Source organism: Paenisporosarcina antarctica (assembly GCF_004367585.1).
GTDB classification, from domain to species: domain Bacteria; phylum Bacillota; class Bacilli; order Bacillales_A; family Planococcaceae; genus Paenisporosarcina; species Paenisporosarcina antarctica.
The window spans coordinates 2,091,881-2,117,691 of record NZ_CP038015.1; the positions used below are offsets into that span (position 1 = coordinate 2,091,881).

The window sequence follows — 25,811 nt, forward strand, 5'->3', positions numbered from 1 at the left end:
GCTAGTTCCAAGCATGAGATGCGCTCTTCACTTTTTATAAGTATAGATTTACTTTTCTTTGCTGTCAACGGTCGTTTTCATTTCCTCAAGCAAAGTCTTGAATTCTTCAGGTAGTGGAGCTTCGAATTCCAAATACTCTTCAGTGCGTGGATGTATAAATCCAACAACACCAGCATGAAGCGCTTGTCCGTTAAATTCGATCGTTTTTTTCGGTCCGTATTTAGGGTCTCCAGCTAATGGGAAGCCAATGTATTTCATATGAACACGAATTTGATGTGTACGACCTGTTTCTAAACGACATTCAACTAACGTAAAGTTGCCAAAGCGTTCGATTACACGAAAATGAGTAATTGCATGTTTTCCTTTATCAATTACTGCCATACTCTGACGATCACGAGAATCGCGACCAATTGGTGCATCAATCGTTCCTTTATCGTGAGGAATATGACCATGCACTAAAGCTGTATATTTTCGAGTAACAGTTCTTTTCACCAGTTGATCCACTAATGAAACATGGGCTTTATCATTCTTCGCAACCATTAATAAGCCTGATGTATCTTTATCAATACGATGGACAATTCCTGGACGCAACACTCCATTGATGCCAGATAAATCTGTAACCTGATGCATTAAACCATTAACAAGCGTCCCTGATGTATGACCAGGTGCAGGATGTACGACCATACCACGAGGTTTATTCACAACAAGGACATCTTCATCTTCATAAACGATCTCAAGATTTAAATCCTCTGCTTCAATATCTAATGGTTCAACGTCAGGTACAGTAACAGTAATAACATCATTTAGTTTTACTTTATAGTTTGGTTTTGCTGTTTCCCCATTGACTAAAACAGCACCATCTTTTAACCAAATTTGAATTTGGCTACGAGACCAATCTGCTTCAAGTGTAACAAGGGCTTTATCGATACGTTCACCTTTTTGTTCTTCTGAAATTGTATACGTAAAATCTTCCATTTATTCACCTTTTCTCTTTGCAGCTTTTTCTGCTTTTTCTTCTAAAAACAAACCGACCATGAGCATCACGACGCCAATGCTTAATGCTGCATCTGCTACGTTAAAAATCGGGAAATCATAGTTAATAACAGGGATGAGAACATCTATAAAGTCAACAACTTCACCGCGGAATAACCGATCCATAAAGTTCCCTATAGCGCCTCCAAGTAATACCATTAAACTAAGTTGAAATAATGGTTTTCCTTTTGCTTCTTTATGAAAGTAATACAAAATACCAATGATTACGATCACTGTGACGATTGTAAACAACCAAATTTGACCTTCCAACATTCCCCATGCTGCTCCACGATTACGATGTGATAGTAACGCAAATGTTGGCTCAGCTAATACAATTCGTTCACCTAGTTCCATATTTTTTACAACTAACCATTTTGTCCACTGATCAATTGCCACAATGACAATTGCAACTAAATAAAAAATATACACGCATGTTCCTCCATTACGCAAGCATCATAACTAGTTTACCACATAGTTCAAGCAATCAGAAAGAGCTGACCAAAAGGGCAGCTCCATTTTTTATACGTAAAACTTTTCAACCACGTCTGCACAGCGCGGACATAAAGTTGAATGTTTTTCATTTTCGCCTACTTTAGTTGAAAATGACCAGCATCTTTCACATTTTTCACCTTTAGCTTTTGTTACAACAACAGAAGCTACATGAAGATCTAATGCATCTAGAGGTGCATCTTCTTTTAATCCTGCAAGCGAAAAGTCGGATACAATAAAGAACTGTGCAAAATCAACTTTATTGGTATCAAAAGCATCTAATAATTCTTTTTTTACGTAAACCGTAACATTAGCTTCCAATGATTTACCGATTACTTTTGCATTTCGCGCTTCTTCTAATGCTTTTAATACATCATCGCGTACGAGCATCAATTGTTGATACTTCGTACGAAGAGCTCCAAACGATTCATGAGATATCGCTTCAGGGAAGTCCGTTAATTGAATGCTTTCTTCTGTTTCATGTGTCAAGAAGACCCAAAGTTCATCAGTCGTATGTGGCAAAATTGGTGTCATTACTTTCAATAATGAAATCAACGTATCATACATCACAGTTTGCATAGCACGACGATGTAAATGATCCTGTCCTTCAATATAGACAACATCTTTCGCAATATCTAGATAGAATGAACTCAAATCAGAAGAAACGAAGTTATTGACTGCGTTATAAACACTAGCAAAGTCATATTTATCGTAAGATTTACGAACCGTTTCAATTAATTCTTGAAGTTTCATGTACATATATTGATCCACTTCACGTAAGTCTTCAAAGGCTATGCGATCTGTCTGAGGATTAAAATCTGATACTGTACCATGTAAGAAACGGCATGTATTACGGATTTTACGATACACTTCAGCAACTTGCTTAAAATTCGAGTCAGAAACACGAACATCAGCTGTATAGTCAACAGAAGCTACCCATAGACGAAGAATGTCTGCACCTAATTGATTCATAACTTTTGCAGGATCAATGACGTTGCCTATAGATTTACTCATCTTGCGTCCTTCACCATCTAGCGCAAATCCATGACTTAGAAGTCCTTTATAAGGAGAGTGTCCATTAATTGCTACACTTGTTGTTAAAGATGAGTTAAACCATCCACGATATTGATCAGACCCTTCTAAGTAAAGATCTGCTGGGTACTCTAAATCTTCACGTTCATCTAGCACGGCTTGGTGGGAAGAACCTGAATCAAACCAAACATCCATAATGTCCGTTTCTTTTGAGAAACGACCATTTGGACTTCCTACATGAGTAAAACCTTCTGGTAACAAATCTTTTGCTTGACGTTCAAACCAAACAGTTGACCCATGTTCACGGAACAGCTTGGATACATGAGCAATTGTTTCTTCTGTTAGGATTGGCTCGCCATCTTCTGCATAGAAAACAGGGATTGGAACACCCCATGCACGTTGTCGAGAAATACACCAATCTCCTCTGTCTCGTACCATGTTAAACAGACGTGTTTCGCCCCAGGCTGGTGTAAATGATGTATCTTTAATTGCTTGTAATAACTGGTCACGGAAGGCTTCAATTGATGCGAACCATTGAGCAGTAGCTCGGAAAATGACCGGCTTTTTCGTACGCCAATCATGTGGTGCAGAGTGAGTGAAAAACGTTAATTTTACTAATGCACCAGCTGCTTCTAATGCCTCTGTAATGACTTTATTCGCTTTATCATAGAATAACCCTTCAAACCCTGGTGCTTCAGCCGTCAATACGCCACGGTCATCCACTGGTGATAGTACTTCAAGACCATATGTTTTACCTACTTGGAAATCGTCTTCACCGTGTCCTGGAGCTGTATGAACGCATCCTGTACCACCTTCATTTGTCACATGTTCTCCTAACATCACAAGAGAATCACGATCATATAAAGGATGTTTTGCAACCATTCGATCCATTTGCTCGCCTTTGATAGTCTGAACAATTTCATAAGATTCCCATTCAAGCGTTGTCGCAACATTTTCTAGTAATCCTTTGGATATAAGGTAGCGTGCGCCGCTTACCTCAACGATCACATAATCAAATTCTGGATGTACGGAAATGCCTAAGTTAGCTGGAATTGTCCAAGGTGTAGTCGTCCAAATGATAATTTTTGTTCCTTCTGCAATTATCCCTTTACCATTTGTAACATCAAAGGTTACATATATTGAAGGTGATTTCTTGTCTTGATATTCGATTTCAGCTTCAGCTAAAGCTGATTCACTTGAAGGAGACCAATACACTGGTTTTAAACCTTTGTATATATATCCTTTACGAGCCATCTCACCGAACACTTCAATTTGACGAGATTCATATGCAGGTTTTAACGTAATATAAGGATTCTCCCAATCCCCACGTACACCAAGTCTTTTGAATTGCTTGCGTTGACGATCAATTTGCTCATAAGCATATGTTTCACATAAGTTACGGAACTCGGCTATCGTCATTTCTTTACGATTAACACCCTTGTTTGCTAACGCTTGCTCGATTGGCAGACCATGTGTATCCCAACCTGGAACAAATGGTGCGTAAAATCCAGTCATCGACTTGTGACGCACAACCATATCTTTTAGTACTTTGTTTAATGCGTGCCCCATGTGTAAGTCTCCGTTTGCATATGGAGGACCATCATGTAAAGTAAAACTTGGTCGACCTTTTGTACGGTCTAATACTTTTTTATATAAATTCATTTCATTCCATCGTTCTTGCATAACTGGTTCTCGTGTAGGTAACCCCCCACGCATTGGAAAATCTGTTTTAGGCATTAATAATGTATCTTTGTATTCCAACTAAAAAACCTCCTTAATTAATGGTTCAAAGCTCAATTGCATGGCTATCTAATTCTTGTCACAAAATTTACGGCTTTAAAACTTTACGATACCTTCATTACCTACTGAAGTTGTCATTTGTAAAATTTAAACGTTCATAACTCAAAAAAACTCCTCATCCCAATAAAGGGACGAGAAGTTTAGACTCGCTGTACCACCCTAATGGCAACATTTTTTGATTGCCAGCTTAGATCACATTAACGGTGCGAAACCGAAATCACCTACAAAACCTAGTTCAGTGATTTAACTCAAGAGTGATTTTCTTTTGTTTGCAAAGTGTTCGAGCTTTCACCATCCTCGAATCGCTAAACTATGCCTACAAAATACTGTCTCTTTCAGCGTTTTATCAAATATTATTGCAATATGTAAATATTATAGGGAATGATTCCGAAATCGTCAAGTAATGCTTAATCCTCTTGTTTTGAATTTAATCCTTCTAATTCAGTAGTATCTATTTCATATTGCATCAAATGGTCCCAGTCATCAGTGTTGATTAAATCAAGTTGTGCTTCCACCAACATTTTAAAACGGTTGCGGAATACTTTTGATTGTTTTTTCAAGTCTTCAATTTCAAGCGCAATTCGACGTGCTTTCGTCAAAGATTCATTGACAATACGATCAGCATTTTTCTCTGCTTCTTTGACTATCAATTTTGCTTCTTTTTGAGAGTTTCTACGTAATTCTTCCGCAGCTTCTTGAGCAATAACAATTGACTTTTGTAGTGTCATTTCAATAGTAGTGAAATGGCCTATACGTTCAGTTGATGTTTTCAGTTTCTCTTCTAATTCTTGTTTATCTTTTATCAAAAGTTCGAAATCTTTTGTCACTTGTTCCAAAAACTCGTTAACCTCGTCTTCGCTGTAACCTCGGAATCCACGACCAAACTCTTTGTTATATATATCTAGTGGTGAAAGTGGCATTGTAAAAAATCTCCCCTTTATTACTTACATCGTTTCAAACTATTATACCTTTCATTGTCATCGTTTACAGCAATAATTCGAATTTCTTGAATTATTTTCACGATTTTGGCTCGATTCGACTAATTTGAAGTCGAATTTTATCTTTTTTTGTGCGTCCTTCAATTAAACCAATTTTAATTCGTCCATATCCTCTAATAGATAATAGATCTGATTCATGCAGCTCAAATGATGGTTGTTCGCGGACGGACCAATTCACTTTTACTTTACCACTATGAATTAGCATCGAGGCTTTTTGTCTAGAGACATTAAATAATGAAGCTATTATGGTATCAATTCTCATCGAACTCACAGTATGAGTTTCTTCTACCCACACATCACTATTTTCTATATATGGATGATCAAGCGGCAATTCTTCCACTTTTACTTTAGATTTACCAATCGAAGTAATATGCATGCTAACAAAATCCGCTACTTCTGATGCTACAGCAAATTCAATCCGATCATCATTTACACGAATATCACCAAATTTTGAACGATCAAGTCCTAGTGACATGAGTGTACCTAATACATCTGGGTGCTCTAGTTTAATGAATTTTGATGGGTATTTAATTGAAAACATAGTTATGCCATAGTCTTCGTTAGTTGCAACAAAGTAAGATGGTGATATAAGCATGCGTTTTCGTTCGGCTTCAGAAAATTCACCAAAGACGGAAGTTAAAACCTCGTCATTTTGTCCAATTAAAGAATTAGCAATATATTGTTGTCTTGGATCTAAAAAATCGGTCAATTTCGGAGCATAGCGATCTTGGGTTTCTCGAACCCACCCACTAACTTGCTCAATAAATGGTTGTTCATCTTTGCGAAAATGTTGGAATACTTGTTCCATCTGTTGTTCTTCCTTTCAATGTTAAAAAAAGTCCCACAAATGTGAGACTAGATTTTATATATAAGATGTTAGTGAAAGCAATCCTGACTGGGCTAATCTTAAAACCAGTATACCCACAAGTGGGGATAAATCAATCATACCAAGTGGTGGGATAAAGCGTCTGAATGGTTCTAAATATGGTTCGCAAATTTTTTCAAAAAGGCTACCAATACTCGATTCTTTTATACTCGGTACCCATGACATAAAAATATAGATAATGAGTAAAATCGAATATAGTCCAATTGCTTGATAAATAATGTTGATAATTAAATCCATATGAATTAGTTACACCTCAATTATTGTATATCATCATAAAAATAGTCCGAAATCGCTCCATCTACTTCGACAGTATCAGGTGCACATAAGAAAATATCCGTGCCAATACGTTGAATATCTCCGCCTAAAGCATACACGGTTCCACTTAAAAAATCCACAATTCGGATTCCTTGATCTTTTTCAATACGTTGTAAATTTACGACAACAGCCCGCTTGTTTTTTAAATGCTCTGAAATATCTTGCGCTTCTGCATAAACACGAGGTTCAACTAATATTACTTTTGAAGATTTTTGTAAGTTTTGTAGACTTACTAGATTTGATGAATTTGAAGTTGAGTTTGATTCTATTTGAACTCCTCTTCTTTCTTTTACAGTTTTACGAATTGTAGGTTGAGACATTTGTTGAAATTCATTTTTGCGGTTATTTGTTTTTGGAGCTTCATTTTCATCTTCTTCTTCCAAGTAAAAAAAGTTTTTAAATTTATTTTTCATACTCATATAACATCCTCACTTTCGTCTCCGACTAGTGCTGTACCAATTCGCACATATGTTGCACCTTCTTCTATTGCGATTTCAAAGTCATTTGACATACCCATAGACAATTCTGTACACGGAGCATACGGATAATTGTTGCTAGCAATTTTTAACTGCATGTCTTTTAATGATTTAAACAAAGAACGAATGACTTCGTCGTTTGCAGTGTGCGGTGCCATCGTCATTAAGCCGATAACTCGTATTCGATCATGTTCATTTAACGATTCAATAAATGATTGTACATCTTTTAACTCTATGCCATGTTTCGCTTCTTCTCTTGAAACATTGACTTGAACGAAGCAATCAATTGTGTGATCCGCTCTTTTTTGAATCTCGTCAGCTAAACTTAGTCGGTCAAGTGAATGCAATACAGATATACTATTAATAACTTGTTTCACTTTTCGTGTTTGTAAAGAACCGATATAATGCCAACGTGCAGCTGTTGTAATTACTGCTTGTTTAGTTAGTAAGCCTTCTGGTCGATTTTCACCAAGATGATTTAGACCAGCTTGTAATGCTTCTTCAGTACGTTCAATTGATACAGACTTTGTAACTGCTACAATATGAACATCCGAAATAGAACGATTGACTCGTGTGCATGCTTGGTAAATTTGATTTTGTATTTGTTGAAGTTTATGATCAATTCGCATTTTTAAGAGTTCCTAACTTTTAAGTATCGATGTTGTCTCTATATTGTACCAATCAAGCGTTAAATATTCAATTTTTATCCGGTTCTGAGCCTCTAGATTGTACGATAACTACATCTTTTCCAATGACTTTAATATCTGATAATCTGATTACAGTAGTTGGACGATTTCCAGAAAATAATTCTAACATTTTTTTAGGTTCTGCTAGGAAAAAAGATTCTATTACTCCTTTTTCTTTTGATATTCGTGCATCATTAACATAACCGAGCATTTTTCCATCACTCGCTTCAATAAATTCTTTTTGTTGGATATCGGTAAATTTCATTGATTATTCTCCTTTTATACAGTTTATGTTTCATAAATGAAAAAAAGCTTTTATTCTTAAAAGGAATAAAAGCTTTTTTTGTATTATTTTTTACTAGCTACATATTCGCACTTAGAGCGGTGATTCTCTTAATGTGAATCAATATTGTATTGTTCTTGAATGACACGAATCGCATGCTTCTCAAGTCTAGAAATTTGTGCTTGTGAAATACCCAATTCTTTAGCAATTTCAGTTTGAGTCTCTCCGTAATAATAACGCTTAGCCAATATTTTTTGTTCACGAATATCTAACTTACTTATACTTTCTTTAATAAATACATAACTCGACCAGCTTTCTTCGGATACTTGCTCATCTCGTAACTGATCAAGCATGAAAACTGGATCTCCACCGTCATGATATATTGGTTCTTGCAATGAGATAGGCTCTTGAATTGCATCTAAAGCAAATAAGATATCTTCACGAGGTATTTCGGTTAACACTGAAAGTTGTTGTAAAGTTGGTTCATGTAAATTTTCTGTAATAAACTGTTCTTTTGCTCTCATCGACTTATAGGCAATATCACGCAAAGATCTCGATACACGAACTGGATGATGATCACGTAAATGTCTTTTGATTTCCCCGATAATCATCGGGACTGCATACGTGGAAAACCTTACATTGTGTTTTAAATCAAAGTTTTCAATTGATTTTATTAAGCCTATACACCCTACCTGAAATAAGTCGTCTGCTTGTTCTCCTCTATAAGCAAATCGTTGAACTAAACTAAGGACTAATCGTAAATTCCCCATTACTAGTTCATCTTTTGCAAATTCATCACCACTTTGCAATCGTATAAAGGTTTGTGTCATCACTTCGTTTGATAAAACAGGTAGCTTTGATGTATCCACACCACATAATTCTACTTTTGTTCGTATCATACCTTTTCCTCCGAACTGTTCTACACTGTGATACTTTTAAGTGTGTCCGGCTCGAAGGAAAGTATGCGTAGTTTTATAACTCCAATTTCATCCATTATGAAGTCGGTTGGTTCAGCTCTAATCGTAAGTCATGTATTATTTTCTTTTCTAAACGAGATATATACGATTGTGAAATACCAAGCATATCTGCTACTTCTTTTTGAGTCATTTCTTCTTGACCGTTTAAACCAAAACGACACTCCATAATGTATTTTTCACGTTTTTCTAATAAATTAATAGCTGAAAACATAAATTGTCGTTCGATTTTTTTCTCTACATCCTCCGTAATTATATGTTCATCTGTCCCTAAAATATCAGACAGTAGTAATTCATTACCATCAGCATCTGAATTCAATGGTTCATCAAAAGATACTTCTGATTTCAAGCGGCTCGTTTTTCGAAGATGCATCAAAATTTCATTTTCAATACAGCGTGAAGCATACGTAGCGAGTTTAATCTTTTTCTCTGGGTTAAAAGTTTCAATCGCTTTGATTAAACCAATTGAACCAATACTAATTAAATCTTCAATATTTGTTCCAGTGTTATCAAAACGTCTTGCAATATATACAACAAGCCTCAAATTACGTTCTATCAATGTATCACGAGCAATTAAATTACCATTCATAAATGCTTCAATCGTTTTTGCTTCTTCTTCACGATTCATCGGATGTGGTAATGATTCACTACCACCAATATAATATGTTCCTTTGCTGCGCCATTTACTCCACAGTCCAATAAGTTTGTGCCAAATTCTGATTAACAAAACAATCGCCCCCCTGATTAGCTGAATAATGTTGAAGCATGCAAAATTACGTCTGATTGGTGTGGAAAATGTGTGCTGTTTTTTGTAAGAACAACATAACATGGCCCCAAGGAATGCTCAGTAGTTGTTTTTAACCGAATATGATCCACTTTAATACCAATCGCCCAAGTTGACTGTTTTTGGACAGTTTGAAGTCTTATTAAGCGTAATTGAGACCGAAATGGCAATGGAATATCTTGAAACTCTTCAGTTGAATTCCCTTCAAACGAATGTAAATAATTCCATAATTCTAAAGGGATGAAAGATTTCATTTTTTCAGCAGATATAAAGTGAACAGGTTTACCGGATAATGGTTCAATGCAAAGGTTTCCAGTGTCCGAGTATGAGGTAAGTTGAAATTCTTTTTGAAATAAGCTAATCGTCACTTGACCCATATAAGAATCTTTAATTGCGGTTAAATTAATACGAAACCAATTCTTTTTAACCCCTGATAAACTAAAAACTAAAACACTTCCGGCAATCACTACGAATACATACCAACTGGCATTTGCTAAGAGCGGTTGAATTACTGTTAATAGACCACCGGCAAACAAAGCACCAATCAATATGTTTGCGGCTGCAAGTAACCAATTTGATCGATTCAACCCAAATGCAATTGTTGTCATAAAAATAAATGTAACTACAATTGAAAAGAAACTCCCTCCAAACAGGACGATACTTACTCCACCTAAAAATGCACTGATCCATAAACGCCAAGATTTTTGGTGAAATGAACCCATTTTGTTTGAAAAAGAAAGCAATGAAAAATTAATCAAAGTATTAATCGAAATCAAAACTTCAGCATACATTTTCTCACCTCCTATAATTACGGTAACACTTATCCAATGCAAAACCTGTCATTTCTTGTATCATTATTGAAAAAATCTACGACAAAAAAGCCCATCTCTTGTAGCGTTTGAGCTACTAGAAATGGGCTTATTAATGCAATTCACGTTCACTTTCCAGTGTTAGAGCAGAGCTAAAATCGTCTACTACACTGTTATGAACTAGTTCCTTTTTTGACGATTACGTAAGAACGTAGGGATATCTAATGTTTCCTCATGTTGTGGAGTTTGTTGCTCTCTTCGAGTTGGTTCTGGTTGTTGATATGAAGGAGCTTCTTCACGTCTTGATTCACGAGTTGGTGCTTGTTGTTGTTGCTGTGGTGCCGCTTGTTGAGAACGACCTGCACCAAATCCGCTACTTCGAGTAGGACGTGGAGTGGGTACAACATCGTTGAAACCAGTGGCAATTACTGTCACAATAATTTCATCTTTTAAATTATCATTTATTACAGAACCAAAAATCATGTTTACATCTTCATCAGATGCTGAAGCAACAATGTCAGCAGCTTCTTGAACTTCAAATAAACTTAAGTTTGACCCACCAGTGATATTCATTAAGACCCCTTTTGCTCCGTCAATTGACGTTTCAAGAAGTGGACTTGAAATAGCTTTTTTCGCAGCTTCAGCAGCTCGGTTTTCACCAGTTGAAATACCAATACCCATAAGTGCTGACCCTTTGTTTGACATGATTGTTTTCACATCAGCAAAGTCTAAGTTAATTAGTCCAGGAACTGCAATTAAATCTGAAATACCTTGAACACCTTGACGAAGTACATTATCCGCTTCGCGGAATGCTTCTAACATAGGCGTATTTTTATCGACAATTTCAAGTAATCGATCATTTGGAATGACGATTAATGTATCAATTGCTTCTTTCATAGCTGTGATACCAGTCATTGCTTGGGTCGAGCGTTTACGACCTTCAAAAGTGAATGGACGGGTAACTACACCAACTGTTAAAGCACCAATCTCACGTGCGATTTGAGCGATCACAGGTGCAGCGCCAGTTCCAGTTCCACCACCCATACCAGCAGTCACAAATACCATGTCAGCTCCTCGTAAAGCTTCTTCAATTTGTTCTTTACTTTCTTCAGCTGCTTTTTTACCAACCTCAGGATTTGCTCCAGCCCCAAGTCCACGTGTTAATTTTGCACCAATTTGTAACTTCACTGGTGATTTTGATAAATTCAATGCTTGTGCATCTGTATTTACTGCAATAAATTCTACACCTTTTACGCCGTGTTCAATCATACGGTTCACAGCGTTATTTCCGCCACCACCGACACCAATTACTTTGATAACGGCAAGTTGATCTAAACTTGTATCAAACTCTAACATCGCATTTCCTCCTTAAATCACAAATAGTCATTACATGTATTATTCAAAAAACTTATCGATGAACTTTCGAGCTTTCCCCATTACACTTTCTTTGTCTTCATCTTTTGGATTACTTTGCTTTTGTTTTTTAGGTGTTGCTGTACTTTGTTCAGCTTTTTTTGATTGACCAAGCGCATTCCCACCTAATCGGTTAAAGAATTGATCTTCCTTATGAGCGTAACGTATTAAGCCAACCGCTGTCGCGTATCCAGGCTCACGTACACCTATATACTCCGGAGTGTAAAGTCTTACACGAGTTTGTAAAATATGGCGAGCTAATTGTGAAAGTCCCTCTAATTTTGCAACTCCACCAGTAATAACTACTCCACCAGGTAAATCTTGAATGCCCATGCGATAGAATTCTTCTAATACTAATTCAAACAACTCTTCTAAACGAACACCTATAATTTCAGATATATATCTCTGACTATATTGTTCTTTTATATCTGCACCAATTACAGGAACTTCAAACAATTCATCGTCAGATGCATCGTCGTAAAAGGCATGTCCATATTGATGTTTAATTTTTTCAGCTTGCTCTGTTGGTGTTTTCAAGACAATAGATAAGTCTTTGGTCAAATGATCTCCGCCGACAGGCAACACGGAAATATTTGTTAAATGACCGTCTTGGAAAATACCAATTGTTGTTGATCCTCCACCAATATCAATAAATGCAGTACCATGATTTTTTTCATCTTCTGATAAGGCAAAATATCCAGAAGCGAGAGGTTGCATATAAATTTCACGAATTTGAAGACCTGCCCGCTCAACACAACGCAAAACATTATGTAAGATTGTTTTTGATGTCGTCAACATCGTTCCATCCATCTCTAAGCGGATACCAATCATGCCACGTGGATCTTTAATTTCATCTAAGTGATCCACAATAAATTGTTTTGGCACCAGATTAACTAATTCTCTTTCGGGTGGAATTGACATTACTTGAGCTGAATCTATTACTCTTTCTAAATCTTCATCGGTAATTTCACGATTCTCACTATTTACTGCCACCACGCCTTTTACATGTTGCAACATGGCTTGATTAGCAGGTATTCCTAATACTACTTCGTTTATAGACATTCCGATCATTCGTTCAGCTTGATCAATAGCTTTTTTTATTGACTGCACGGTTGCATCTATATCAACAATTGCACCTTTACGAATCCCATTTGACTTCACATTTCCTACGCCAATCACATTTAAGGTTCCGTTCGCCATTTCTCCGATAAGGACTTTAACTGATGAAGAACCAATATCAAGAGAAACATATAATTCTGTCTGATTCAATCCGAGGCACCTCCTTCAACAACTCTTTAATCATCATTCTATTGCATTCTATCAAGCTTGTCTAAGTAAAATCATTAAAAGTTGTAAATTTTCCTTCTATTCGACTGTTTTTTAGTCAATAGTCCCTTTTCTTTCCGTCCATTTTGTTAACAAGATCCGTCTAATAACTGCAATATTTTGGAATAGACGTACACCGAATGCAAAAATTGCGGCTAAATACAAGTCAACACCTAAGTGAACACCAAGAAAAGCTAGTCCTGCTGCAAGTGCAATATTAAAGAAAAATCCCGAAACAAATACTTTATCGTCATAAACATGTTGTAGTTGAGCGCGTATCCCTCCAAACAAAGTGTCTAGTGCTGCTAGGACCGCAATAGATAGATAGTTTTCATACACAGAAGGGATTTGAATATCAGTCAGTAATCCAAGTGATATCCCCAAGATTAAGCCAAGTAATGGTAGCCACATAAGTTAGTCCCCTTCCGATGTATTTTTTAAGTAATTATTTTTAAAAGTTTGATCGAATGCTGGAATTTTAATTTGATTTTGTGGTTCACCTATCGTTAAGTATAAATTATCAATAAAAAAGTCATCCATAATCATAGAAGATTGCAAATGATTGTAAAGTTTCTCTGCGTCTTCTGAGCTGTCTGTTCCGATTAGAATCTTAAAAGGTGGCGTTTGCACGTTAACACTATTGACAGTTGTTTCTCCATTGATATCTCGAATTGGCGAAGATTGGATAATTCGTTTGCCATCAATTGAAACATAGTGTCCATTGAAGCGATTAATTTCATTTAATAAACGAACAAGCAAATCTGGTGAAATACTCGTTACACTTTGACCAAATGCGACTGCTTCTAACGATGGTTCAATGATTAACTCTAACCCCGGACCAGTCACTTCGGTTAACCCAGCTTTTTCTCTTAATGTTGCCAGTGTATCATTTAATGCTCGTGCAGGACTTTCAGATTGTAAGTTGTCGTATTTCGTAATCATTTCGTTAATGTCACGAATTTTAGACAGCAACTCAGAGTGCAACTTTTTTTCAGTTGAAAGTTCTTGCCTGATTTCCCAAATATCACGAGTATCTCGTGATTCAGGTTTTTGTACAGTATTGTACTGAACAGCAATCATAAAGCCAACAATTAATAAGATAAACGTGAAGCGGGCATAAACACCTAGTTTCATTGAGCCGCTCCTTCCTTCCAAGTGCCAACTTTGTAACTGCTATTGAATATGTCTAGTTCCAAGCGCCACCCCACCCCTAAGCTTCAGAACCTCAGACGAAAGTAGCTTTCGTATCGGTTCTTCCAGCGCCGGGGTAGAGCTAGATGGCGCTTTACGCCTTTCAATGTTATAACGCGGGCATTTGTACTTTTGATTTTTTTTCAATTGTTACTACAATATTATCATTAACTAATTGGTCTAATACTCCACCTGTAAGTTGGAGTGATGGTACTAAAACTGATGGATCACCGATTGCTTCGATAATGAATGGTGCTGGAAATTGTTGTCCATCTACAGTAATAACAGGGCCGTTACATTTAATATACGAATTTGCATGAAGTCGTTGACCATTAATAGTGATCGCTTCTGCTCCTGATATTTTCAATTCATTTAACACTTGAAAGACATGACTTTCGTGGACGATATAGTCATTCGGATTAACTGATGCTGGATTATATTCTGCATCTTGAAGCTGCACTTTTACACCTTCACCTGTAGCCGGAAGCATGCCCATCAATAGTCGTAAATCTTCAGCCTCACCAACTAAACTCTCATATTGTTCTTCACTACCCGAAAGAGACTTTTCAATTTCTCTTACTTCAAGTTGTCTCGTTACTAGTTCATTCTCCAATTCTTTATTACGTTCTTTTTGGTGAATTAGATCTTCGCGATAGCTTTCCTCTTTTTCAAAGTACTTGCTACTGTCAGATACTCCACTTAGCTTCTTGCTGCTAGATAAACTATATGAATAAGCTAAAATAAAACCTAAAACTAAACAAACTAAGGAAAAAATAATACGTTTGTTGACAAGTGATCGAGTTTGTTTATTCTGGAGTTTCTTCAATTTCCTCCTCCTTAGCTTGCGGATTATACACATCTAAATATGTTTGGAAAAATGAACCCACTTCAATATCTATGACACCTTTTTCAGTTTTACCAATTTGTGCAATTATTGACGGGTAATAGTTCATTTTATCAGCAAATGACGAAATAACGGCTCTTACTTCATTTCCATCGTTCATAAATAGTCTAATGCGATAAGGATCTACTTCTGAAGGAGTAGATTCAATTTGAGATATCATGGATAATACTTCACCTTTTACTTTGGCAAGTTCTTTTACCATGCGCATTGTGATTTTTTGATTCTCAAAATCACTTAATAAAGGTGCATCCAGCGGTGCAATTGTCTGATCAGATTGAAACACTGAACCATTCTCAAGCACGATATCATAACCAGATTCTGATTGAATATACGCTGATTTTTTCCATTCTTTCACAACTATAGTTACGGAAGTGAATCCACTTCGTTTGACTCTCACATCTTGTATCCACTCGTTTTTTTGTAATTGTTTTTCCGAGTTGCTTGTCCTAACTTCCCACATTGATTGTCCATTTTGTATACCACTTTGTTCGATATAATCATCACTGGACGCTAAATCTGCTCCAATAACAACTATCTTTTGTACATGACTATACGGAGATTGAAAATAGAGGAGACCAAGTAAAGTTAGCAAGAAAATAACGAGTAATAACGTGAACTTGCGATTTGTTCTCTTTTTCCGCCGCTCCCTAAGCGTTGGTATTCGGTCTTCAATATCGATAATCTTATCCACGTTATTCACTCCTTTCATACTCTATATGTCTTTTGAAAAACGAAGAATGAGTCCTACTATTAGCCAAGTTGACAATAGTGAAGAACCACCATAACTTATAAAAGGCAAAGTCACTCCTGTCACAGGAAATAACCCAACGACAACACCAATATTTAAAAATATCTGGAAGCCAATCATGGACTGAAGTCCTGCTATTGCAAAAAAACCAACTTTTGTAGGCGCAAGAATAGCTAAACGGTAACCTGTGTATAAGAAAAGTATAAACAAACTAATAAGAATTAAGGCACCAAAAAATCCCATTTCCTCTACAATTATAGAGAAGATAAAATCATTTTGAGGTTCAGGTAAATATAAAAACTTTTGCCTACTGTTACCAAATCCATGCCCAAACAAACCTGATGGACCAATAGCTAGAAGGGATTGAATGCCTTGAAATCCACTGTTTAACGGATCTGCCCAAGGATCAAGAAATGCATATATTCGCTGCAATCGATAGGGTGCTGATGCGATTAAACCAACAATTCCCAGAACACCAATTACCCCAATACTAACAAAGAAGCGCATGGGCAAACCAGCAATAAATAAAAGAGAAAATCCACCTACTATTAATAAAAAAGCAGTTCCAAAATCAGGTTGCACTAAAATGATACCAGCTGGAACTAGACAAATAAGTAACGGTCCTACAAAGGACTTAGTCTGGAGCTTTGTCCCTTTTGCTAGAATACATGCCAAAAATCCTATGACTGAAATTTTCACGAATTCAGCAGGTTGCAAACTAAAACCAGCTATTTGAATCCAGCTCTGCGAACCATTTCGAACTACACCAAGACCTGGGATATAAACAGCAAACAATAAAATTATGGATAAAATATAAGCACTTAACCAAAATTTATGATTATTTATAAAATTGGCTTTCAAAATTATCCACGCACATAACATCCCTAAAGTCCCGTAAAAAAATTGTTTCCAGAAGAATGGTAGGCTATCTTCGTAATGGACTTTCCCCCAGTAGGAACCGGCAGAATAAACAAAACAATAACCAATAACGGTTAATAGTAAACTCGTAAACAGAAAAATATGTGTAGGTTTTTTCTGCAGTTTTGGCATCCTTTCATCTGGTATTTATATTATTTAATTTGAAAAACAGCTTTGATAAAATCGTTTCCTCGCAACTCGAAGTTTGCATACTGATCCCAACTCGCACAAGCAGGTGATAGTAAAATAATATCATTAGGTTCTGATATAGCTGTTGCCACCTTCACTGCTTGTTCTATATCATCTACTTTTTTCAAATAATCTACACCGCAGGATGCTGCAAATTCAACGAGACGACTACTTGTTTCTCCAAATGAAACTAAAGCTTTCACATGCTCCATATAAGGTCGCATTTCTTCAAATGAATGTCCTCGCTCTAAACCACCAGCTATTAAGATTACAGGCTGTTCAAATGCCGCTAGCGCACTTTTGGTTGCTAACGTGTTTGTTGCTTTTGAATCATTGTAGAATTTACGTTTCTTCCACTCACGTACGAATTGTGTACGATGTTTCACTCCTGTAAAGGACGTCAAGACATGCTGAATTGTTTCTTTTGGACAACCCATTAAAATAGAAGTCGCAACAGCAGTTAGTATATTTTCAAGATTATGCTCTCCAGGTAATGCAATCGATTTTCTCTCTAAATAAGGTTCACCCAGCCAATAAATAGTTGTGGCGTCTGCACTTATTCCTTCTGCTCTTCTACCTTTAGTTGTAAATGGCAAAAGTTTTGCCTTTGTGAGTTCTGCATATTTAACAACAGCAGGTTGATCGGCGTTATAAATAAATAAGTCTTCATTCGTCTGATTTTTAGTTACCGCAAATTTTGCATCCGCATAATTTTCAAACGTACCATGGTAATCCAAATGGGATTCATACAAATTAATTAGAATCGAAATTTTCGGTTGGAATTTATTAATTCCCATCAACTGAAATGATGAAAGTTCTGTTACAATCACGTGATCAGCTTGGGCATCTTCAGCAACTTTACAAGCAACTGTTCCTATATTCCCAGCAATTAAAGGTTTTTGACCACCTTGATTTAACATGTGGAATAGCAAAGTCGTAGTGGTTGTTTTACCATTCGAACCTGTTATCCCAATAAATGGAGCTTCACTAATCAAGTAAGCTAATTCCATTTCTGTCCATACAGGAATCCCCCGCAATATAGCATCACTAACAATAGGATTATTATAAGGAATACCTGGATTTTTAATTACATATTCAAATCCTTCGTCAAGTAAATCCTCTGGATGTCTTCCACAAATAACCGTAATGCCCTTACTTAATAAGTTCTGCGCGTCCGGACTTTCATCAAAGGGCTTTGCATCATTAACTGTAACAAATGCGCCTAATTTATGAAGCAGTTCTGCTGCCGCAACACCACTCTTTGCAAGTCCTAACACAAGTACTTTTTTTGATGTGAATTCAGAAATGTTATTCATTTATAATACCTCCAGCATAACTACGATAAAAGCTGCTAGGAAAGAAGTTGACCAAAAGACAACAACTATTTTCCATTCAGACCAACCTGACAATTCAAAATGATGATGGATAGGACTCATTTTGAAAATTCGTTTGCCTGTTGTTTTAAAGCTGATAACTTGTATGATAACCGATAACGTTTCGACAACAAAAACCACACCAATGATCACCAGCAACAGCTCTTGTTTAACTAAAATAGAACCCATTGCAAGGGCACCACCGAGAGCAAGTGAACCTGTATCACCCATAAATATTTTTGCCGGATTTGCATTAAATATTAGGAACCCAAGAAGTGCTCCTGTCACAGCAAAAGCAAATATAGCAATATCTTGTTGTTGATAGATTAAGGCTAAAACGCCTAATGTAGTAAATGCAATTGATGCTGTACCAGAAACAAGACCATCTAGACCATCCGTTAGATTCACAGCATTTGAAAATCCAACAAGCCAAAAAATCATAAAAGCAATATACGCTATCCCAAGATCAATCGACCAGTCAGTAAAAGGTACACTAACTGTCGTTTCAAATGGTCCTTGTATAAGTAACATAAAAGAAGCAATAGCTATCACAATTTGCCCGATTAATTTTTGTAGTGAAGTCAATCCTAAATTTCGTTTTAGGGCTACTTTAATAAAGTCATCTAAAAACCCAATAAGACCAAATCCAACAAACACTAAAACTAAAACAATCGTTTGTGTGGTTAACATTTCTAAATAAAAGGCAACTCCTAGTGTTGTTAAGACTATAGAGATAATAAAGACAAATCCACCCATAGTAGGAGTACCTGCTTTTTTCATATGAGATTGTGGACCTTCTTCGCGGATACTTTGACCAAATTTCATCCGTTTGATTACCTGAATAAAAAGTGGGGTTAAAAGAACCGTAAGTAAAAAGCCGATTCCTACAATCATAAATGTTGTTACGAGTGTCATGTGTAATCTCCTTAAAATAAACGATTGTATTCTTAATTTCTATTATTCACCTAAGTATAAATGAATTGTACCGTCTATAGACAGTAAACTTTCTGCTTTGGGTATTTGGGATACAATTTTTGTCCCTGTACCATGCCATTCAATTTTAAAGGGCTCTTCTATCATCACAATTTTGCTTTTCTCTTGCCCGACGAGTTCAGGAACTCTTCGTTCTATAGAATCTCCCCATCTATACTCTTTTTGGATTTGATCTTTGTTGTAATTAAATCCAATAAAAGGCGCGCTATCTTCAAGAATTTCCCCTACAATAGGTGCTGCAATAACTCCGCCAAATTGTACAATATGTTTTGGGTTGTCTATAGCTACATAAACGACTATTTCAGGGTCGTTAGCAGGCGCGAATCCAATAAACGATACAATGTACTGTCCTTCAACGTACCGACCATTAACAGCCTTCTGTGCGGTACCTGTTTTTCCGCCAATCCTCATTGTATCACGAAAAGCATTACGTCCTGAACCATTTGCCACAACAGATTCTAATGCTTCCCGAACTTTTTTTGATGTATCTTCTGATATAACTTGTCGTACTTTAGTTGGTTTATTTTCTTTTATTACTTCGTTCGTTTGTTCATTATAAATCCTTTTCACTACATATGGTTGAAACAAAGTTCCACCATTGACAGCTGCTGAAACGGCTTGAACTTGTTGAATTGGGGTCGTCGATATTCCTTGACCGAATGAGGTAGTCGCATGTTCAACTGGTCCATAGGCTTCTTCAGAGAACAAAATACCTGTGGACTCTCCAGCAATAGATGATCCTGTTTTTTGCCCAAAACCGAAATCACGTATATATTTCGACAGCTTCTCCCGACCAACACGTTGACCTAGTTCAATAAAACCTGGATTGCATGAGTTTTCAACCACTTCTAAAAAGGATTGCTCTCCATGTCCTTGTCGTTTCCAACAACGTAATCTTGTACCCTCTACCATTGCATAACCAGGGTCGTAGAATGAATCCTTTTTCAAATCCACTTTTCCTTCTTCAAGCGCAGCGGCAAGTGTAATAATTTTAAATGTTGAACCCGGCTCAAATGTCATAGACACTGGCAAGTTTTGATTATAAACGCTCGGACTTACTTTAGCATATTGCAAGGGATGAAAAGTAGGAAAAGATGCTATAGATAGAATCTCACCCGTTTTCGGGTTCATAGCTATTCCCATAGCTTGGTCTGCATCATACTTTACCATGGCTTGGGAAAGGACACGTTCAACAACCTCTTGAATATCTAAGTCAATCGTTAAATCTACTGTCGCACCATCAGTCCCTTTGCCCCATCCGTCATTCACATGAGGCAATGAATTCCCTTTAGCATCAGTAAATAAACGTAATGTCGATTGTTTCGATGTCAAGTATTTATTATATTGAAATTCAATTCCTGCTAAGCCTTGATGATCATATCCAGTAAACCCAATAAGACGTGACAATAAATCATCATGTGGATAATCACGCACATAATCAACACCTGCATATAAGCCAGGAATTTGCATTGATTGTACTTCAAGCGCTTTTCCAAGTTCAATGTTCTTGCCTTCAGGTGCCAATTTGATTAAAAATGTTTTTTTACTCATTTGCTCGATTAGCTTTTTTTCATCGATATTTAAAGCCACGCTTAGTTTGGTTGCAGCACTTTCAACATCTTCGTTTTGAGCAGGCATAAAATAAAGTGTCGGGGCAAGCTTACTCCCAACAATCAATTCGCCATCACGATCTCGAATGTTCCCTCTGGTTTGTGAAAAAGGTATTTCTCGATCCCAATTCTCTTCTGCTTTTTGCGTGAGCCATTCATACTGAAAAAACTGCATAACAATTAGTTTCCCTACTGACGCGACACTTAAGCAAAAAAATAATAAAACCATTGTCCGAACTCTAATTTTCAATTGATGAGGCACTCCTGCCTTCATATATCCACACCTTGTTTTATATCAGCGTATGATAGAAAAGGAGTGCCTATTCACTGTTTAATCTTCAGAAGGTGTTTGTTCTTCATCTTCTTCTGTTTCTTTTTGGACATTATTATTGGTTTCTTCTGGCGTTTGTAATTTAATAACAATTGGTGTTTGTTCTTTTGACACTGTCCCTTTAGTGACACTTTGACTTACAACATACCCATCTCCGATCACTTCAATGTTTAGTCCAGATAACACTTGATAAACTAAAACATGTCGTTTTGACCAATTTGTAAAATCAGGAATCGTTATAGGACCATTAGTTTTTAACATAACTAGACTTCCAGGAAGAGTTTCAGTACCTGAAGCAGGGAATTGTTCTTTTACTTTGCCAGTTTCACCAATTAAAACTGGATTTATTTTTTGTTCAACCATTTGATTTTGGGCAACGGTAACATCTTTCCCCTTAACTTCTGGAACAGTAACAGTAGGGATAGATTTTACTTCTTCAGGTTTAATATTCATGTACTTTAAACTATTTTCTGTAACGGATCTAAAAATCTCCGATACAGGCATAGAACCAACTTCATTCACTTCTAGTTTAGGTTTGCTCACTGCAATGTAGACAACAAGTTGAGGGTCTTCAGCAGGGGCCATTCCAATAAATGAATACAAGTAACTATTTGTACCCGATAAATAGTTCCCTTTACCATCTGGTTGTTGAGCAGTACCGGTTTTACCTGCAACTGAATAATCACTCAGTTCAAACCTTTTAGCAGTTCCATTTTCAGACGTAACAGTTGAAGCTAATAGCTCTCGAACTTGTTTTGCGGTTGCAGCAGATATAGGCTTGCCTGCTTCAATTGCTTTATGATTACTGACTACTTCTTTAGTCAGAGGATTTACCACTTTATCAATAACATAAGGTTGCATCATAATACCATCATTGGCAATTGCTGTTGTAGCCTGAATTATTTGCATCGGTGTAACAGTAGACCCTTGTCCGTATGTGGTTGTTAAACGGCTGATAGGATTATCTTCAATGATTTTCCCTGAAGCTTCGTTAGGTAGGTCAATACCTGTTTGTTCCCCAAAACCAAATTTCTTCACATATTCTACAAACGTTTCGCCTCCTAAACGTTCTAGTAAATAGGCCATCGCCACGTTTGATGAACGTTGGAATCCTTCTAAATAAGTAATTGATCCCCATCCCACACGATTATGATCACGGATAATTCGGTCATACATTTTATATTGACCAGATTTGTACCAAGCATTCGGTTCCCATTTTCCTTCTTCAATTGCTGCAGCTACAGTAAAAGCTTTCATAGTAGATCCAGGTTCAATCGTATTTTCGATTGACTCGTTTAACCAGTTTGTCGTCAAACCTTCACGTGTTTCTGGGTCAAAGGACGGACGCTGACTCATACCTAATATTTCACCAGTTTTTGGGTCAGCTACTATTGCGAGCATTTTTTCTGGTTGGTATTCTTCTTCCACCCGACTCATTGCATCTTCTAAAAAGTTCTGCACTTTTTTATCAAGTGTGACATGAATATTGTAGCCATCTTGTGCAGGTGTTACCATCTTTTCTGAGTTCGGTAACAAATACCCCCACAAATCACTATCATATTGCACTTTGCCGTTTTTCCCTGTTAGTTGTTTATTATAAATCGATTCAATTCCCATTTTCCCATTAGTTTTAAATGATAAATCTTCTTGTTCCTCTTTTACAGCAAATCCAATTAAGTGAGAAGCAAATATACCATTTGGGTAAAAACGTTTTAAATCTCTTACAAAGACAATTCCAGGTAAATTCTGCTCCGAAATTTCCGTCATGACTTTATGACTAATATCACGACCGCTAGAACCAAATTCTACTTGGTAAGGGCCTTCTTTAGATAAGCGTTCCACTAATTTCTCTTTGGATATTGGTAAGTATTTAGCTAGTACATCAGCTGTTTTATCCACATCATTTACATGTTTTGGTTTCTTTGCATTTGTAGTAGCTTTCGGACTTATAACAGCTACTAAACGATAACTTAATGTGTCTTCAGCGATTACTTCATTATTTCTATCCACAATTTTCCCGCGACTTGCATTAATTATTTGTTCTCTTTCATATTTAGCGGCAGCCTTAGCAGCTAGTGCTTGGCCATCTGCTTCTCCCGTGACTTGGATAAAAATTATCCGTGACAACAATAAAAAAAAGAGCCCTCCGTAGAACAAAAACATCAGAAAGGCTCCCCATTGAAATCTAAATTTCATTTTCATTGTCCCTGTACTACTTTCACATTTTGCTCGTTAAGTTTGAAACCAAGTCCTTTTGCTTTGTCCCATATACGTTCATATGTTGAAAGTTCGCTTACTTGAATGGACAAATCTGTATTTTGTTTTTTCGTTTCATCAATTTGTAGGTTAATTGTTTGTATGTCTTGAGTTGAAGTGTGAATACTTGCTTGCGTTTGTAAAATCATCACACAAAATAGTGCAACTACAGATACAAATAGGACAAGTAGAATTTTTTCACCTTTTGTTACTTTTTTTCTATTAGATTTAATCTCGGGTTTGAATCCAGGCTGCGGGTTAAAGACAGGCTGCTTTATGTAAGTAGATTGTGTTCTAGCATGCATTGCCATCTAATCACGTCCTTTATCAATTATTTTTTCAACAATTCGAAGCTTCGCTGATCGAGAGCGATTGTTTTGCAGTAATTCTTCTTCACTTGGTAAAATAGGTTTTCTTGTGATTAACTTTAAAATTGGTTCCATGCCCTCTGGAATGACTGGTAAGTTTGGTGGTAACTCTGGGTATGATGCCGCTTCTTTAAAAATGGTTTTTGTAATACGATCCTCCAGTGAGTGGAACGTAATTACGCTGATTCGCCCATTTATTGCCAGCATTTCAATAGCATCTTGAAGAGATTCTTCGGCAGCCCCAAGTTCATCATTAACTGCTATACGAATGGCTTGGAATACCCGTTTAGCAGGATGACCGCCTTTTCTTCTAGCTGGAGCTGGAATGCCATCTTTAATTAATTCAACAAGTTGGCCTGTTGTTTCTATTGGAGCAAGTTCTCTCGCTTCTTCAATTTTACGAGCGATTCGTTTAGAAAATTTTTCTTCTCCATAACGATAGAAAATTCGAACCAAATCATTAAATTCCCAGTCGTTAACAACATCATAAGCTGAAAGTGTTGCTGTCGTATCCATTCGCATATCTAGTGGTGCATCATGGTTGTAACTAAAGCCGCGTTCTGGTGTATCTAGTTGTGGTGAAGATACACCTAAGTCGTAAAGAATTCCATCCACTTTTTCAATACCTAGTGCATGTAATTCTTCTTTGATGTCTCGAAAATTTGCATGGACAAACGTTATTTTATGGAGATGGTCTGCTAATCGTATTTTGGCGTTATCAATTGCTATTGTGTCTTGATCAAAGCAAATCAATTTCCCTTGATCACTTAGTTGTTGTACTAAATATTCACTATGTCCTGCTCCGCCTAAGGTACAGTCGACATATATCCCATCTGGACGAATGTTCAATCCGTCCACAGTTTCCTGAAGTAATACAGTAGTATGGTTAAACAAAGGATCGTCCTCCTCTTTAATATCAAAATTTTGTGTTGCCATTATGCCGTAATGCCTCTATTCGTTGTGTCTAGCTCTGCAGGTTATACCGCGTGCCCCTTTATAGGGTCATGAAGACGTTGCTATAAAATTTCTTAGCACTTAATTTTGCGACGAACCGCAGGATTAAGTGTCGCGGTTTTAGCCTTCAAACGTTATATATCAAAACCAATCATATTTTCTGCTAAGTCATTAAACGAATCTTCAGATTCATTGAAATAGGATGTCCAAGCATCTTTCGCCCAAATTTCAATTCGACTTGAAACTCCAAGTACGATACATTCTTTTTCCACTTTTGCATGAGCTAATAAATTACTTGGGATATTAATACGACCTTGTTTATCAATTTCAACTTCCGTTGCGCCTGAAAAGAAGAACCGTGTGAATGCACGTGCATCTTTTTTTGTCACAGGTAGAGCCTTTAATTTTTCTTCGAGTTTTCGCCATTCATTCATAGGATAGCCGAATAAGCAGTTATCAAGACCACGTGTAATTACAAATGTCTCTTCTAGGTGCTCGCGAAATTTTGCCGGAATTATAAGTCGGCCTTTCGCATCAACACTATGTTGATATTCTCCCATAAACATGTTACTCACCCCACTTATTGTCATTAATGTACCACATCCCCCCACTTTCCTCCACCAGTTTTTTAAAATTTCTTACGATACACCAAAAAATGTGATAATAGTACTTG

26 protein-coding genes and 1 other annotated feature are annotated in these 25,811 nt (G+C 36.7%); all 26 genes read right to left on the reverse strand.

The genetic code is table 11. The features are described 5' to 3' along the window. Positions 1–48 precede the first annotated feature (48 nt). Positions 49–975, reverse strand: coding sequence for an RluA family pseudouridine synthase (locus tag E2636_RS10415; protein ID WP_134210134.1), 927 nt, complete (start codon positions 973–975; stop codon positions 49–51). Continuing rightward, positions 976–1,461 (reverse strand): signal peptidase II, encoded by a 486-nt coding sequence (gene lspA / locus E2636_RS10420; protein ID WP_017380794.1) that lies wholly within the window; start codon positions 1,459–1,461, stop codon positions 976–978. It lies immediately after the preceding gene. A 90-nt stretch (positions 1,462–1,551) separates the two neighbouring features. Further along, positions 1,552–4,314, reverse strand: coding sequence for an isoleucine--tRNA ligase (ileS, locus tag E2636_RS10425; RefSeq protein WP_134210135.1), 2,763 nt, complete (start codon positions 4,312–4,314; stop codon positions 1,552–1,554). A 163-nt stretch (positions 4,315–4,477) separates the two neighbouring features. Continuing rightward, positions 4,478–4,701: a binding site (T-box leader), on the reverse strand. 59 nt (positions 4,702–4,760) lie between these two features. Further along, positions 4,761–5,273 carry a DivIVA domain-containing protein gene (locus E2636_RS10430; RefSeq protein ID WP_134210136.1) on the reverse strand — a complete coding sequence of 171 codons (513 nt, stop codon included), beginning with the start codon at positions 5,271–5,273 and terminating at the stop codon, positions 4,761–4,763. Positions 5,274–5,370: 97 nt separating this feature from the next. After that, positions 5,371–6,159, reverse strand: a complete 789-nt coding sequence (locus E2636_RS10435) for a YlmH family RNA-binding protein (RefSeq protein WP_134210137.1) — start codon at positions 6,157–6,159, stop codon at positions 5,371–5,373. A 54-nt stretch (positions 6,160–6,213) separates the two neighbouring features. Further along, complete coding sequence (locus E2636_RS10440) at positions 6,214–6,474, reverse strand: YggT family protein (RefSeq protein WP_017380790.1); 261 nt, start codon at positions 6,472–6,474, stop codon at positions 6,214–6,216. A gap of 20 nt (positions 6,475–6,494) precedes the next feature. Then, positions 6,495–6,971 carry a cell division protein SepF gene (locus tag E2636_RS10445; RefSeq protein WP_134210138.1) on the reverse strand — a complete coding sequence of 159 codons (477 nt, stop codon included), beginning with the start codon at positions 6,969–6,971 and terminating at the stop codon, positions 6,495–6,497. Continuing rightward, a complete protein-coding gene (locus E2636_RS10450) occupies positions 6,968–7,657 on the reverse strand; it encodes a YggS family pyridoxal phosphate-dependent enzyme (protein WP_134210139.1) in 690 nt (229 codons plus the stop codon). The genes E2636_RS10445 and E2636_RS10450 overlap by 4 nt, the downstream gene beginning before the upstream one ends. Before the next feature lie 67 nt (positions 7,658–7,724). Continuing rightward, complete coding sequence (locus tag E2636_RS10455; RefSeq protein ID WP_017380787.1) at positions 7,725–7,979, reverse strand: PRC-barrel domain-containing protein; 255 nt, start codon at positions 7,977–7,979, stop codon at positions 7,725–7,727. Between the two features lie 128 nt (positions 7,980–8,107). Beyond that, positions 8,108–8,896 (reverse strand): RNA polymerase sporulation sigma factor SigG, encoded by a 789-nt coding sequence (gene sigG / locus E2636_RS10460; protein ID WP_208324065.1) that lies wholly within the window; start codon positions 8,894–8,896, stop codon positions 8,108–8,110. Between the two features lie 94 nt (positions 8,897–8,990). Beyond that, a complete protein-coding gene (gene sigE, locus E2636_RS10465; RefSeq protein WP_134210140.1) occupies positions 8,991–9,698 on the reverse strand; it encodes an RNA polymerase sporulation sigma factor SigE in 708 nt (235 codons plus the stop codon). A 17-nt stretch (positions 9,699–9,715) separates the two neighbouring features. Further along, positions 9,716–10,546 carry a sigma-E processing peptidase SpoIIGA gene (locus E2636_RS10470; RefSeq protein WP_134210141.1) on the reverse strand — a complete coding sequence of 277 codons (831 nt, stop codon included), beginning with the start codon at positions 10,544–10,546 and terminating at the stop codon, positions 9,716–9,718. Positions 10,547–10,744: 198 nt separating this feature from the next. Continuing rightward, positions 10,745–11,920: a cell division protein FtsZ gene (ftsZ, locus tag E2636_RS10475; protein ID WP_134210142.1), complete on the reverse strand. Its 1,176-nt coding sequence runs from the start codon at positions 11,918–11,920 to the stop codon at positions 10,745–10,747. 39 nt (positions 11,921–11,959) lie between these two features. Beyond that, entirely contained in the window at positions 11,960–13,246 is a 1,287-nt protein-coding gene (ftsA, locus tag E2636_RS10480) for a cell division protein FtsA (RefSeq protein WP_134210143.1), read from the reverse strand. Between the two features lie 111 nt (positions 13,247–13,357). Beyond that, a complete protein-coding gene (locus tag E2636_RS10485) occupies positions 13,358–13,714 on the reverse strand; it encodes a small basic family protein (protein ID WP_017380781.1) in 357 nt (118 codons plus the stop codon). 3 nt (positions 13,715–13,717) lie between these two features. After that, positions 13,718–14,437 (reverse strand): DUF881 domain-containing protein, encoded by a 720-nt coding sequence (locus E2636_RS10490; protein WP_134210144.1) that lies wholly within the window; start codon positions 14,435–14,437, stop codon positions 13,718–13,720. A gap of 166 nt (positions 14,438–14,603) precedes the next feature. Then, the gene (locus tag E2636_RS10495) at positions 14,604–15,320 is read right to left on the reverse strand and encodes a DUF881 domain-containing protein (protein ID WP_134210145.1); all 717 of its coding nucleotides are present in this window, start codon (positions 15,318–15,320) and stop codon (positions 14,604–14,606) included. Continuing rightward, the gene (locus tag E2636_RS10500; RefSeq protein WP_134210146.1) at positions 15,301–16,089 is read right to left on the reverse strand and encodes a cell division protein FtsQ/DivIB; all 789 of its coding nucleotides are present in this window, start codon (positions 16,087–16,089) and stop codon (positions 15,301–15,303) included. Before E2636_RS10500 ends, E2636_RS10495 begins: the two co-directional genes overlap by 20 nt. Before the next feature lie 21 nt (positions 16,090–16,110). Then, positions 16,111–17,196: a putative lipid II flippase FtsW gene (gene ftsW / locus E2636_RS10505; RefSeq protein WP_134210147.1), complete on the reverse strand. Its 1,086-nt coding sequence runs from the start codon at positions 17,194–17,196 to the stop codon at positions 16,111–16,113. A gap of 20 nt (positions 17,197–17,216) precedes the next feature. Next, complete coding sequence (murD, locus tag E2636_RS10510) at positions 17,217–18,569, reverse strand: UDP-N-acetylmuramoyl-L-alanine--D-glutamate ligase (RefSeq protein WP_134210148.1); 1,353 nt, start codon at positions 18,567–18,569, stop codon at positions 17,217–17,219. Continuing rightward, positions 18,570–19,541: a phospho-N-acetylmuramoyl-pentapeptide-transferase gene (mraY, locus tag E2636_RS10515; RefSeq protein ID WP_134210149.1), complete on the reverse strand. Its 972-nt coding sequence runs from the start codon at positions 19,539–19,541 to the stop codon at positions 18,570–18,572. 42 nt (positions 19,542–19,583) lie between these two features. Next, positions 19,584–21,503: a penicillin-binding transpeptidase domain-containing protein gene (locus tag E2636_RS10520; RefSeq protein WP_134210150.1), complete on the reverse strand. Its 1,920-nt coding sequence runs from the start codon at positions 21,501–21,503 to the stop codon at positions 19,584–19,586. A gap of 57 nt (positions 21,504–21,560) precedes the next feature. Continuing rightward, positions 21,561–23,756, reverse strand: a complete 2,196-nt coding sequence (locus E2636_RS10525; protein ID WP_456093934.1) for a penicillin-binding protein — start codon at positions 23,754–23,756, stop codon at positions 21,561–21,563. 2 nt (positions 23,757–23,758) lie between these two features. After that, the gene (ftsL, locus tag E2636_RS10530; protein ID WP_134210151.1) at positions 23,759–24,127 is read right to left on the reverse strand and encodes a cell division protein FtsL; all 369 of its coding nucleotides are present in this window, start codon (positions 24,125–24,127) and stop codon (positions 23,759–23,761) included. Continuing rightward, positions 24,128–25,078 carry a 16S rRNA (cytosine(1402)-N(4))-methyltransferase RsmH gene (gene rsmH / locus E2636_RS10535; protein WP_134210152.1) on the reverse strand — a complete coding sequence of 317 codons (951 nt, stop codon included), beginning with the start codon at positions 25,076–25,078 and terminating at the stop codon, positions 24,128–24,130. Positions 25,079–25,272: 194 nt separating this feature from the next. Next, entirely contained in the window at positions 25,273–25,704 is a 432-nt protein-coding gene (gene mraZ / locus E2636_RS10540) for a division/cell wall cluster transcriptional repressor MraZ (RefSeq protein ID WP_017379347.1), read from the reverse strand. Between the last annotated feature and the right edge of the window lie 107 nt (positions 25,705–25,811).